The sequence below is a fragment of the Roseovarius sp. D22-M7 genome (assembly GCF_037083785.1).
Taxonomy (GTDB): domain Bacteria; phylum Pseudomonadota; class Alphaproteobacteria; order Rhodobacterales; family Rhodobacteraceae; genus Roseovarius.
In genome coordinates, this window is record NZ_JBAPKY010000010.1 from 1 (window position 1) to 12784 (window position 12784).

The following is a 12784-nucleotide window of genomic DNA, read 5'->3' on the forward strand; positions in this document are numbered from 1 at the left end:
CGTGCCACTCAGGACAGGGCGCGCCTTTGGCGCGACGCACTTGCCTTCTTGTAAGGGCTGAGCGCCCTTTTTCTGTCAGGCGGCGGTTGCCGCCCGGACTTCCGCCTGTTTTTCATCAGCGCACGGGCCGTGTCCACGGTCAGCGCTTCGGTCTTCACGGTGACAAACCGCATCGAGGAACGCGACACGGCCTCGCAAATCGCCTCGGCACCGCTCTTGTCCGTCTTGCCGCGCTTGACGTAGCCCGTCACACGGCCGCGCGTGATCAACTCCCGTGCCCGGCAATGCGCGCTGGCGCTGGAAGAACTCAAGCAGCTGGCTGCGCCTGGGTTGACGGCGCAACGAGGGACGCCCCTCGGCGTCAACACCGGGCAGCTGGAAAACACACTTCGCCAGACCGATCCCGATCGGGACAATCTCGTTCATCGATGGCTCCCTTCATTGGGCGTTGTTGCACAGCACCCGACATGGCACATCGCGATGCCGGAAGCGGGAGCCATCCGCATGGGGTAATCGCGAGAGCGAGTCGCCCCGATGGCAAGTCGTTTTCTCGAAGGGCGGCTGTTCCCCCGGCAGCATGGAAAAACGGGCTCACGACTGGTTGCCGGGCCCAGGCATCGAAGGGAGAACGGCCATGGAAGACGATATCGGCCTTGACGTGTCCATGAAAGAAACCGCCGTTTCGATCCGACGGGGCGGTCAGCGTGTGTGGCGCGGAAAGTGCGTCACCGATCCGACGGCAATTGCGGCACTCATTCGCAAACGGGCGCCGGCGGTGAAGCGTGCCGTGGTCGAGACGGGTCCGCTGTCTGTGTGGTTCTATCACGCATTCGGCGCCAGAGGACGACCGGCGATCTGCATTGACGCGCGTCATGCCAAGGCTGCGCTCGACATGGCACCGAACAAGACCGACGCGAAGGATGCCGATGGTCTNTCATCTTCGAGTACCGCATTCCGCACGCGCGATGAGCGGCCTTTGGGGCGCAGCGCCATGAAGTATTTGACCATCTCCGTTCGACGCCCGGATCGCTTGCGCCGCTTGCTTGGGCTGGCTTGCGCCTCTCCGGTCCGCGCGACGAGGTGGATATATTTGGCGGATATCGTGATGCGCCGTGCTTTCGTTGCATTGATGGTCGCGGGAGCTTTCTCCAGCAGTCGCTTTCGGTCCGCCAGAATGACCTTCGGGCCGTTCAGGCGCCGGGGCAGTGAAGTCTGGAGCCCCATGTTCTCCACGAGTAATTCTATCTCGAAATCATCGAGGTAACGACCGTCCTCCAGGCGCGCGTTCAGGTCAGAAAGCCCTTCGAATTCAGAAGCCTGGCCCAGATGCACGAGATCGGTCGCGCCCGCTTTCATTGTCAAAGCGCCAGCATTCTTGCTGCGCAGGTTGAGCATCAAACCTGTTGGGTAATGCGGTGGCACGCCAGTCTCGTCAAAGACGGTAGGGAAGCGCTCGCCATTTGGTCGAACATGCGTGCGGACACGATGACAATACCGGAACTGTGCAGGTGGCAAATGTTCGTTCTTTTTTGAAATATGTTAGCTTATTTATCATTCTTATAAAATGGGTTATGCGAAGGAAAACGCCGGACAGGACGCAATTAGCGTATAATATGTATTATGTAAAATAATACGCTCTTCTAATTATCCATCTTCTGCGGCATCTTCGCCATGGCCAGCTATCTTGCGAGTTTTATAAACGATGCAATGCTCGACAGACCGTGCAAAACCCGTTTAGCTGCCTGCCAAAGGATTTAACGCATGACATCCATCCTCGTGCTCAACGGCCCGAACCTCAACCTGATGGGCGTCCGGCAGCCGGAGGTCTACGGTCACACCACGCTGTCAGATATCGAGGCGATGTGCCGGGCGCATGCGACGGCGCACGATCTAGGTCTTGCCTTCGAGCAGAACAATCATGAAGGCGTGCTGATCGACCGCATCCATGCCGCGCGCGGCACACATGACGGGATCGTGCTCAACGCCGGCGCCTACACCCATACCTCGGTGGCGCTGATGGATGCGCTGAGCTCTGCCGGCCTGCCGGCAATCGAGCTGCACCTGTCGAACGTCCATGCCCGCGAGGAATTCCGGCACGTGTCGCACATCGCTAAGGTGGCGGTCGGCGTGATCTGCGGGTTCGGCGCGCAGGGCTATATCCTCGCGCTCGACGCGATGCGCGGGCACCTGGAGAGCCGCGGATGATCAGCCCGCCCTCGATCAACCGGATGCTCAACCTGACTTCGGTCGAGGAACTCTGGGATGTCCACACGCGCAACATGGCCGCGTTCGGCTTCGACCGGCTGCTATACGGATGCACGCGGTTCCGCACCGCAACCTCGCTGGGCGATCCGGACGATTTCGTGATCCTGTCCAATCACAACCGCGACTATATCGATCCGTTCATCGAGGACAGGCTCTACATGCACGCGCCGATGGTGCGCTGGTCGATGGAGCATGACGGCCCCGGATCGTGGTCGGTTCTCGACGCGCGCGAGCGGCGCGGCGATTTCACCTCCCAAGAGCGCCGGGTGCTGGAGTTCAATCGCCGGCACGGCGTCCTTGCCGGCTACTCGATCAGCTTCAAGTCGCTGCGCCCGCGAATGAAGGCCGCCATCGCGCTGACTGCGCAGGCCGGCATGACGCAAGCCGAGGTAGACGAGATCTGGCACCGCGACGGCGAGACCATCCTGGCGCTGAACAATCTGGCGCATCTGTGCATCCAGTCCCTGCCCTACGAAATGCCGAAGCGCGCCCTGACCGGGCGCCAGCGCGAGGTCCTGACCTGGGTCGGCGACGGCAAGACCGTGCAGGATATCGCGGTGGTCATGGGGCTGACCCACGCCACGGTGGAAAAGCATCTGCGGCTCGCGCGGCACGCGCTATGCGTCGAGACGACCGCGCAGGCGGTCCTGAAGGCGTCTTTCCAGAATCAGATATTCTTCGTGGAATGATCCGCGGCGGGTAGGGAATCCCTGACTTTCCTAACGCCACGTTAAGTCGCATGATAATGATGTTCCGTGAGTGAGGGTGTTGATACCCGGGACGTAGCGGCGGCGCCCAGCTCGGGTCTTTTCCGGGGGGCGGTGTCGCACCGGTCTGACCGGTTGTCGGTCGTCCGCTCTTATTGATCAGGGCGGACGGTCGACCATCCAAGGCTGTCGTCGCGTTCCCCAAGGGCGCACAGCCCCGCGCGGTGTCGCCCGTGTTGCGCGGCGACACCGTGCACTACTACTTGATCCAGGACATGTTCACCCGATCAGCGCAATGCGCGGTTGGCGACGATGTGCATCCGGCGGTCGGGGCAGACATATTGTCCCTGCAGCGGGTCGCGGCACGGCTCGTCGATGACGCGCAGGCCCAGCCACAGCCCGAGGGCCGCGAACACCGCCCCGCCGACCATCTGCCCGGCCAGCACACCGGGCGCGCCCCAGATCGCGCCGAAGGCCAGCGCGAAGGGCCATGTGCCGGCCGTGTGTCGCGCCCAGTTCAGACCCGTGGAATAGGCCGGACGCCCGAGATTGTTGAAGGTCGCGTTGGCCACGAAGACCGCGCCGTTGAAGAAAGACCCGAGCGCCAGCGGACCGAGGAAGAGGTAGAGTATCGCGCGCATCTGCCCGTCCGCCCCGAAAAGATCGGCGATCGGATCGCGGAAAAGATACAGGAGCGCCGACATGCCAACCACGTAAATAGCAAGGAATTTCAGCCCCTCGAGGAACGCCTCGAACACCCGGTCCATGCGCCCTGCCCCGAAATTCTGCCCCAGGATCGGCCCGATCGCGCCCGATACAGACAGCACCACCGCGAACACCACCGGGACCATGCGGTTGATCACCGCCATCGCGGCAACCGCATCGGTGCCGTATTTCGCCATCTCGCGCATCACGATCGCGGTGCCCATCGGGGTCGCCATGGTGCCGAGAGCCGCAGGTCCCGCGATGCTGGCCGCGTCGGTGAAATCGCGCACCACGCAGGCCGGGTTCGGCCAGGCGAAGGCCCGGTAGCGCGCCATCACGAGGCTGAGCGCGAAGAGCGCCGTCGCCAGTCGCGCGAGCACCGTCGCTGTTGCCGCGCCTTCGATCCCCAAACCCAGCGTGAATATCAGGATCGGGTCGAGAACCAGGTTCACCGCCGCACCCAGAAGTGCCGGATACATCGCCGCGCGCGCGTCGCCATGCGCACGCAGAACCGCAACCGCCACCATCGACAGCCCCGACAGGAAGGTTGTCGGCAGGATGATCCACAGATACCCCGCCGCCTGCTCCGCTGTCGTCCCCGACGCGCCCACGAGGCCCAGCAAATCGCCGATCACCGGCAGCGTCAGAAGCGGCAGCAGCAACCCCGCCATGACCGCGATCACCGCGGTGCTGGTGGCATAGTCGCGGGCCCGCGCGGTATCACCGCGCCCCACCGCCCGCGCCACCAGCGCACCGGCAGCAATCGACAGGCCAATATTCATGGCGCTGGCGAAGAACATCAGCGTACTGGCATAACCCGCCGCGGCCGCCAGTTCCTCGCGCCCAAGCATCGAGATGAAGACGACGTCAATCAGGTCGACGGCGAAGATCGCCATCAGCCCGACGCTCGAGGTGAAGGACATCACCGTCACGTGACGGAAAAGATTCCCACTGGTAAACCCGCCTGCGGCGTCCGTCACGGCCATGTCACTATCCTTTTACAATACTGACATGGCATGTAGAGGGTCGCGCTTTGCGCACAATGCCGCCCTGCTCAACAGGTTGTGTGCGTAAACGCTCAGCCACGGGCCGAGATCAGGTGCACCAGCCGCGCGCCGGTCTCGTAGTAGAGCGTCTTGAGCCGCGCCAGGGGTTCGTGATGCACGGCGATCACCGGCACCGGCAGATCGGTTTCGTCCCCGGTCAGCAGCGCGCCGGCCACGGCCTTACCGAAGACCGTGCCCGGCCCGATGCCGCGCCCCGAATAGCCGTAGACGGCGAAACCTTCGGGCCCTAGCCGCTGGATGCGCGGCAGGTGATCGCCGGTCATCGCGATGCGGCCGGCCCAGGCATGCGGCACGGAGATACCGCGCAGCTGCGGGAAAAGCTGCGCCAGCTTGCGCGCGGCCCAGTCGGCATGGATCGCGCCCGCCCCGCCCATGCCGCCGAGGATGATCCGTCCCGCCGCGTCGCGGCGCAGCGCCGTCATCACGAGGCCGGTATCCCAGCACCCTTCGCCGCCCGGCAGGATCTCGCGCGCGCGGTTGTCGCCCAAGGGCTCGGTCGCAAGCTGGTAGAACTGCACCACCGGCATCTCGGGCAGGCGCAGCGGCGGCGCGGGCGTGTGATAAGCGTTGGTCGCCATCAAAAGCCGCTTGGCGCGCAGGGTTCCTTGAGCGGTTGTCACGCACCACTGCCCGTCGCGGTGCTCGACGCCCGTCACGGGGCTGTGCTCGTGCAACTCGGCGCCCGCTTCGCGCGCGGCGCGGGCAAGGCCGCGCGCATAGGCCAGCGGCTGGATCGTGCCGGCGCGCGGATCATGCAGCGCGGCGTGAAACGCGTCCGTGCCGGTGCGCGCGGCGACCTCGCAACCGTCCAGCAGTTGCACCGGGGCGCCGCGGGCCTGCATCTGCGCAAGCCGCGCGCGCAACTGTGCCGTGCCGCGCGGCGCGTGCGCGAGGTGCAGCGTGCCATGGCGCATGGGCTCGCAGGCGATGGCATGGTCGTCGATCAGCGCGAAGACCAGATCCGGTGCTGCGGCCAGCACCGCGGTCAGGTGCTCGCCCGCCTCCGACCCAAGTGCCCGGCAGAGATCATCGGGCGGCAGCCAGAGGCCGGCATTGACAAGGCCCACGTTGCGCCCAGAGCCGCCATGCCCGACGGTTTCGGCCTCGAGCAGGGTGACCGAGGCACCCTGCCCCGCCGCTTGAAGCGCCGCCGACAGCCCGGTATAGCCACCGCCGACGATGGCGAGATCCGTGGCGTGGTCGCCCGTGAAGGGTGCTGCTTCGAACACCTCTAGCGAACTGGCCCGCCAGAACGGGGCGAGTGCGCCACTCATTCGAGCGTTTTCAATGGGTTACGCGCCAAGGCTCGCCTTTCAGAAGAACGCCTGAAGACCGGTCTGCGCGCGCCCGAGGATCAGCGCGTGGACGTCATGCGTGCCCTCGTAGGTGTTGACCGTCTCGAGGTTCACCATGTGGCGCATCACCTGGTATTCCTCGGATATGCCGTTGCCGCCATGCATGTCGCGAGCGTGGCGCGCGATGGTCAGGGCCTTGCCGCAATTGTTGCGCTTGATCAGGCTGATCATCTCAGGCGCCGCGTTGGCATCGTCCATCAGCCGGCCGACGCGCAGGCAGGCCTGAAGCCCGAGCGCGATCTCGGTCTGCATGTCGGCGAGTTTCAGCTGGTAAAGCTGCGTCTGCGCCAGCGGCTTGTCGAACTGCTTGCGGTCCAGCCCATATTGCCGGGCCGCGTGCCAGCAGAATTCGGCGGCCCCCATGACGCCCCAGGCGATGCCGTAGCGCGCGCGGTTGAGGCAGCCGAACGGCCCCTTGAGGCCCGAGACATTGGGCAGGAGGGCCGATTCGGGAACCTCGACGCCGTCCATCACGATCTCGCCCGTGACCGAGGCGCGCAGGGACAGCTTGCCGCCGACCTTGGGCGCGCTGAGACCGGGCGTGTCCTTGTCGAGGATGAAGCCGCGGATCTTGCCGTCATGCGCCTCGGACTTGGCCCAGATGATGAACACATCCGCGATCGGGCTGTTGGAGATCCACATCTTGGACCCGGTGAGGCGGTAGCCGGTGTCGGTGCGCACCGCGCGGGTCTTCATCCCAGCCGGGTCGCTGCCGGCATCGGGTTCGGTCAGCCCGAAACAGCCGATCAACTCGCCCGACGCCAGACCGGGCAGGTAGCGGCGCCGCTGCTCTTCGGACCCGTAGGCATAGATCGGGTACATCACCAGCGAGGATTGCACGCTCATCATCGAGCGGTAGCCCGAGTCGACGCGCTCGATCTCGCGGGCGACGAGGCCGTAGCTGACATAATTCGCGCCGAGCCCGCCATATTCCTCGGGGATGGTGGTGCCCAGAAGGCCCATCTCGCCCATTTCGCGGAAAAGCTCTGGCTCCACCCGTTCCTCGCGGTAGGCGTCGATGACCCGCGGTTGCAGGGTGCCTTGGGCGAAGCTGCGCGCGCTGTCGGCGATCATCCGCTCTTCCTCGGTCAACTGATCGGCGAGGCGGAAGGGATCCTGCCAGTCGAAACTGTCGAGGTTCGGGGCGTCCTTGGCCCGCAGCGTGGGCGTGTTGATGTTCATGACGGTGTCCTCACGTGGTGCTTTGGCATGAGTCTACACCCGCGGGACGCCGAGGTGAAGCGCAGCCAGTGTCGCGCCGCCTACCGGCCGGGCTGTGCCGACAGCACCGCCGAGACCGGGGCGAGGGCCACGCGCCGCGCCCCGCCGCGCCCCGCCCATGACGAGAGCGCGCGCAGCGTGCCGGCGCGCATCCGGCCCAGCACGATCACGCCGCGCTGGTTTTCGGCGGCCGCGGCCGCCTCGTCGAGCGTCGCCTCGATGGTCCCGGTGCCCTGCCACTGCCCGTCAAGATCGTTCTGTAGCGTGGCTGCGGGAACACCTGACGCAGCGAGTACGGCGCGCGCAGGGTCGAAGTCCGTGGCCCGGGTCACGAGCCCGTGCCCGCTGCGGCCAAGGATCGTTGCCGCGCCGGCGACGGGCAAGCCGCCCGCGCCGTCCTCCAGTACCGCAACAGCCTGCCGCACCTGCGCGATATCGTCCTGCAGCGCCGCGCGGGCCTCTTCAGGCGAGACATTCCGCGGCAGATCGACTGCCAGGACCACCTCGAAACCGGCATCGCGGTAGCGCGCGGCAGCGTCTGCCGCGCCGCGGCGGTCAGGGTCGAGCGCGATGCTCAGCGGATAGGGAAAGCTTTCCAGCATCTCGAACGTGACCGTGCTGCCGGCCGCCTCCATCAGCAGGATCGCCATCAGCGGCCTGTTGCCGGAATTGGTGAAGGCGGCGGCATTGCGCCGCAGCGCCGGGGCCTCTGCCGACGGGGCCTCCGTATTGGCCGGCGCGGATGCGGGCCGCGCCGGCCGGTCGTCGCTCCGGGGCGCGTCCTGCATCGGCGCGGGCGGGCGGGGGGCGACCGGGCCGTCGGCGGCGGTCATGCGGGCGGTGTCGCCGGTACTGCCCTCGGGCGCCGGTCCGAGCGTGTCGGCGCCATCGGTCATCGGTGCGCTGGCCGGCGCGCTGTCGGTTTCTGCGCGCGGGACGGCATCGCCGGGCGCGGCCGGGGTCACCTGCGCCGGGGCGCCGGGATCGGGGCGCGTCTCGGGCGCCGGCACCGATGCCGCACGATCCTCGCGCCGGGGATCGAAGCCCGAGCCGGGCGTCACCTCGACCGTGTCGACGCGCGGTGACCGGTCCGCTGGCCCCTCCATCAGCACCGACGCGGTCCCGAGAGCCAGCCCCGAGACGATCGCGCCCGCCACCGCGCCTTTTAGAAATCCGCCCACCATTTGCCGGTCTCCTGCCTCGCGCCCGCTCCGCCGGCCGTTTTGGCCCGCATCGCAATACCCGGCGTGGCGTAGCGCCCCTTGACGGTGCCGTGCAAGCCTGAACATGTATGACAGGACCGGGCCCCAACCCTCCAGCCCCATTCGCAGAGGACAGGCGCAGATGCTGCTATTGATCGACAACTACGACAGTTTCACCTACAACCTCGTCCATTACGTGGGCGAATTGGGGGCCGAGACACACGTCATCCGCAACGATGCGATCGACGTGCAGGGGGCGATGGCGCTGCGGCCCGCCGGCATCCTGCTGTCGCCGGGGCCGTGCGATCCCGACCAGGCCGGCATCTGCCTGCCGCTGACGCTGGCAGCGGCCGAGGCGGGTATTCCGCTCCTGGGCGTGTGCCTCGGGCATCAGGCGATCGGCCAGGCCTTCGGCGGACGCGTGATCCGGCATTCGGAGATCGTGCATGGCAAGATGGGCCAGATCCGGCATGGTGCGCAGGGGGTCTTCGCCGGCCTGCCCTCGCCCTTCGAGGCGACGCGCTATCACTCGCTGGTGGTCGAACGCGCCAGCCTGCCCGACTGCCTGGAGGTCACCGCGGATCTCGCCGACGGGACGATCATGGGGGTGCAACACCGAGAGTTGCCAATCCACGGGGTGCAGTTTCATCCTGAATCCATCGCCTCGCAGCACGGGCACAAACTACTGAAGAATTTCCTCGACCTTATGCAGGTACCGGCATGAGCGAAAACCTCAAACCGCTGATCGGGGCTGCCGCCGACCGGTCGCTGACCCGCGCCGAGGCTGAGGAGGCCTTCGTGATCCTCTTCGACGGCGCGGCGACGCCGGCGCAGATCGGCGGCTTGCTGATGGCGCTGCGCACGCGCGGCGAGACGGTCGACGAGTTCGCCGCCGCGGCGGCCGTGATGCGCGCCAAGTGCAACAAGGTGCGCGCGCCCGAGGGCGCAATGGACATCGTGGGCACCGGCGGCGACGGCAAGGGCACGCTCAACATATCGACCGCCGCGGCTTTCGTGGTGGCCGGGGCCGGCGTGCCGGTGGCCAAGCACGGAAACCGCAACCTGTCCTCGCAATCGGGCGCCGCGGATGCGCTGGCGCAGATGGGGATCAACGTGATGGTCGGCGCCGACGTGGTCGAGCGCGCGCTGAAGGAGGTCGGTATCGCCTTCATGATGGCGCCGATGCATCACCCCGCGATGGCCCATGTCGGCACCGCCCGCACCGAGCTTGGCACCCGCACGATCTTCAACATCCTCGGGCCGCTCACCAACCCCGCCGGGGTCAAGCGCCAGTTAACCGGCGCGTTCTCGCGCGCGCTGATCCGGCCGATGGCCGAAACGCTGGGGCAGCTGGGATCGGAACGCGCGTGGCTGGTGCACGGATCGGACGGCACCGACGAGATGACCATCACCGGCGCGTCTTTCGTCGCCGCGCTCGATCCGGACGGCGTGGTGCGCGAGGTCGAGCTGCATCCCGAGGATTTCGGCCTGCCCGTGCACCCGTTGCAGGGCATCCTCGGCGGCACGCCGGCCGAAAACGGTTCGGCGCTGCGTGCGCTGCTCGATGGCGCTCCGGGCGCCTACCGCGACGCGGTGCTTCTCAACGCGGCGGCCGCCCTTATCGTGGCGGGCCGCGTGGACGATCCCAAGGACGGTGTCGCGATGGCCGCCGAAAGCATCGATTCCGGTGCCGCGCGCGCGCGTATCACCGCACTCGCAACACTGACATCGGAGGTGGCATGACCACGCCCAGCATCCTTGACACGATCAAGGCCTACAAACTGGAAGAGATCGCCGCCGCCAAGGCCGAGCGGTCGCACGACGCTGTCGAGGCCGACGCAGCAGATGCGCCCCGCGTGCGCCCCTTTGCAGGCACGCTGCTGCAAGCGACAAAAACCGGCTACGGCCTGATTGCCGAGATCAAGAAGGCCAGCCCGTCGAAGGGGCTGATCCGCGCCGATTTCGATCCCGCGGCGCTGGCCGCCGCCTATGCCGACGGGGGGGCTGCCTGCCTGTCTGTGCTGACCGACGCGCCCAGTTTCCAGGGCGCGCCAGAGCATCTGACCGAGGCCCGCACGGCCTGCGAACTTCCGGTGCTGCGCAAGGATTTCCTCTATGATCCCTACCAGATCGCCGAGGCGCGCGCCTGGGGTGCAGATTGCATCCTGATCATCATGGCCGCGGTGTCGGACGCGCAGGCCGCGGAACTGGAAGACGCCGCGACACGCTGGGGCATGGACGTGCTGATCGAGGTGCATGATCGCGCCGAGTTGGAGCGTGCGAGCGCGCTCGCCTCGACGATGGTCGGCATCAACAACCGCGACCTGCACAGCTTCGAGACATCGCTTGACGTGACCCGCAAGCTGTCGAAATTCGTGCCCCCCGACGGCTTGATCGTCAGCGAGAGCGGCTTTGCGACCGCCCAGGACCTGGCCGATGTCGCCCGCTACGGCGCACGCGCCTTCCTGATCGGCGAGACGTTGATGCGAGCCGACGACGTGGCGACGGCCACGCGCAACCTGCTGACCAACCCGCTGACCGCGGGCAGCATCTGATGAGCGGGCTGACGCATTTCGACGCCGAGGGCCACGCCCATATGGTCGATGTGTCCGAAAAGGCCGCGACCGCGCGTGAGGCCGTGGCCGAGGGCCATGTCAAGATGGAGCGCGCCACGTTCCAGCTGATCGGCGAGGGTCGCGCCAAGAAGGGCGACGTGCTGTCGGTCGCCCGGCTGGCCGGCATCATGGGGGCCAAGAAGACCCCCGACCTGATCCCGCTCTGCCATCCGCTGCCGGTCACCTCGGTATCGGTCGACCTGACGCTCGACCCGGACCTGCCGGGCGTGGCGATCGAGGCGCGCGTGCGGACCACCGGGCAGACCGGCGTCGAGATGGAGGCGCTGACGGCGGTGTCCGTCGCGGCGCTGACGGTCTATGACATGGTCAAGGCGGTGGATCGCGCGATGCAGATCGGCGGTATCCGGGTTCTGCTCAAGGACGGCGGAAAATCAGGGCGTTACGAGGCGAAATGATCCCGGTTTCCGACGCCCTCGAGCGGCTGTTCGCGCTGGTTTCGCCGGTCGGGTCCGAAGATGTGGCGCTGGTCGAGGCCGCCGGAAGGGTGCTGGCGCAGGACGTGACCGCCCGGCGCGACCAGCCGCCCTTCGCCGCCTCGGCGATGGATGGCTACGCGATACCCGGGGCCGACGCCGCGCCCGGAGACGTCTTGACGGTGATCGGCGAGGCGGCGGCGGGGCACGGGTTTGGTGGCGCGGTCGGCGCGGGAGAGGCGGTGCGCATCTTCACCGGCGCGCCGCTGCCCGAGGGGGCTGACCGCGTGGTGATGCAGGAGGACGTGACGGCCGAGGGCGCGCGGATCACCCTGTCGGACCGCCTCGACCCCAAGGATCACGTGCGCCCGGCGGGCAGCGATTTTCGCACCGGCGACCGGGTGCCGGCGCCGCGCGTGCTGCGCCCCGCCGATATCGCGCTTCTGGCGGCGATGAACATCGCGTCGGTGCCGGTGCGCCGCCGCCCGGAGATTGCGCTGATCGCCACCGGTGACGAGCTGGTGATGCCGGGCGAGGAGCCCGGTCACGACCAGATCCTCGCGTCCAACACGTTCGGGCTGAAGGCGATGTTCGAGGGCTGCGGCGCGCGCGCGCGTCTGCTGCCAATCGCCCGCGACAGCGTAGCCTCGCTGACTGCCGCAGTCGATCTGGCGCGCGGCGCGGACCTGATCGTCACCATCGGCGGCGCCTCGGTCGGCGATCACGATCTCGTGGGGCGGGTTGCCGGCGACCTTGGCATCGACCGCGCTTTCTACAAGGTGGCGATGCGGCCGGGCAAGCCTCTGATGGCGGGCCGGATCGGCGATGCGGCGATGGTCGGCCTGCCCGGCAACCCGGTCTCGGCGATGGTCTGCGGGCAGGTCTTCGTGGTGCCGATGATCCGCGCCATGCTGGGCCTTGGCGCGGCCCCGGCGCCGCGCCAGATCGGGCGACTGGCGGCCCCGCTGGACGCAAACGGCCCGCGCGAGCATTACATGCGCGCCCGCCTGACCCCCGAGGGGCTGGTGGCCGAAACCCGGCAGGACAGCGCGCTGCTGGGCGTTCTGGCGACCGCCGACGCGCTTCTGGTGCGCGCGCCGCACGATCCCGCCCGCGACGTCGGCGACATGGTCGAGTATTTGCCGATCTGACGGCGCGACTGCCGGCTTTACACGCGGGCGGGACGGCTTATCGTACAACGGGTAATCCGGCC

At 67.3% G+C, this 12784-nt stretch carries 12 protein-coding genes and 1 pseudogene; 8 read left to right on the top strand and 5 right to left on the bottom strand.

Annotated features, from left to right (window positions below):
• Positions 1–8: 8 nt before the first annotated feature.
• Positions 9–311: a hypothetical protein gene (locus tag V8324_RS22345; protein ID WP_442970480.1), complete on the bottom strand. Its 303-nt coding sequence runs from the start codon at positions 309–311 to the stop codon at positions 9–11.
• A 323-nt stretch (positions 312–634) separates the two neighbouring features.
• Between V8324_RS22345 and V8324_RS06390 the strand changes: the two are divergent.
• The 3 genes and pseudogenes from V8324_RS06390 to V8324_RS06400 form a co-directional block, all read left to right on the top strand.
• Positions 635–938 (top strand): annotated as a pseudogene (locus V8324_RS06390) (IS110 family transposase); the annotation flags it as partial.
• Between the two features lie 823 nt (positions 939–1761).
• Positions 1762–2205, top strand: a complete 444-nt coding sequence (aroQ, locus tag V8324_RS06395) for a type II 3-dehydroquinate dehydratase (protein ID WP_336419097.1) — start codon at positions 1762–1764, stop codon at positions 2203–2205.
• Positions 2202–2954 carry a LuxR family transcriptional regulator gene (locus tag V8324_RS06400; protein WP_336419098.1) on the top strand — a complete coding sequence of 251 codons (753 nt, stop codon included), beginning with the start codon at positions 2202–2204 and terminating at the stop codon, positions 2952–2954. The genes aroQ and V8324_RS06400 overlap by 4 nt, the downstream gene beginning before the upstream one ends.
• A gap of 305 nt (positions 2955–3259) precedes the next feature.
• Here V8324_RS06400 and V8324_RS06405 read toward each other — a convergent pair whose 3' ends face one another.
• From V8324_RS06405 to V8324_RS06420, 4 genes are all read right to left on the bottom strand, one after another.
• Positions 3260–4663: an MATE family efflux transporter gene (locus V8324_RS06405; protein ID WP_336419099.1), complete on the bottom strand. Its 1404-nt coding sequence runs from the start codon at positions 4661–4663 to the stop codon at positions 3260–3262.
• 92 nt (positions 4664–4755) lie between these two features.
• Positions 4756–6018: an NAD(P)/FAD-dependent oxidoreductase gene (locus V8324_RS06410; protein WP_336419100.1), complete on the bottom strand. Its 1263-nt coding sequence runs from the start codon at positions 6016–6018 to the stop codon at positions 4756–4758.
• Positions 6019–6057: 39 nt separating this feature from the next.
• A complete protein-coding gene (locus V8324_RS06415; RefSeq protein WP_336419101.1) occupies positions 6058–7281 on the bottom strand; it encodes an acyl-CoA dehydrogenase in 1224 nt (407 codons plus the stop codon).
• An 80-nt stretch (positions 7282–7361) separates the two neighbouring features.
• Positions 7362–8504: a divergent polysaccharide deacetylase family protein gene (locus tag V8324_RS06420; protein ID WP_336419102.1), complete on the bottom strand. Its 1143-nt coding sequence runs from the start codon at positions 8502–8504 to the stop codon at positions 7362–7364.
• Between the two features lie 160 nt (positions 8505–8664).
• Between V8324_RS06420 and V8324_RS06425 the strand changes: the two genes are divergently transcribed.
• The 5 genes from V8324_RS06425 to V8324_RS06445 are packed head-to-tail and all read left to right on the top strand — an operon-like array spanning position 8665 to position 12722.
• Positions 8665–9246: an anthranilate synthase component II gene (locus V8324_RS06425; protein ID WP_336419103.1), complete on the top strand. Its 582-nt coding sequence runs from the start codon at positions 8665–8667 to the stop codon at positions 9244–9246.
• A complete protein-coding gene (gene trpD, locus V8324_RS06430) occupies positions 9243–10265 on the top strand; it encodes an anthranilate phosphoribosyltransferase (protein ID WP_336419104.1) in 1023 nt (340 codons plus the stop codon). The genes V8324_RS06425 and trpD overlap by 4 nt, the downstream gene beginning before the upstream one ends.
• Positions 10262–11077, top strand: a complete 816-nt coding sequence (trpC, locus tag V8324_RS06435; RefSeq protein WP_336419105.1) for an indole-3-glycerol phosphate synthase TrpC — start codon at positions 10262–10264, stop codon at positions 11075–11077. The genes trpD and trpC overlap by 4 nt, the downstream gene beginning before the upstream one ends.
• Positions 11077–11553, top strand: coding sequence for a cyclic pyranopterin monophosphate synthase MoaC (moaC, locus tag V8324_RS06440; protein WP_336419106.1), 477 nt, complete (start codon positions 11077–11079; stop codon positions 11551–11553). The genes trpC and moaC overlap by 1 nt, the downstream gene beginning before the upstream one ends.
• On the top strand, positions 11550–12722 hold the full coding sequence (locus V8324_RS06445; protein WP_336419107.1) for a molybdopterin molybdotransferase MoeA: 1173 nt from the start codon (positions 11550–11552) through the stop codon (positions 12720–12722). Before moaC ends, V8324_RS06445 begins: the two co-directional genes overlap by 4 nt.
• Positions 12723–12784 lie beyond the last annotated feature (62 nt).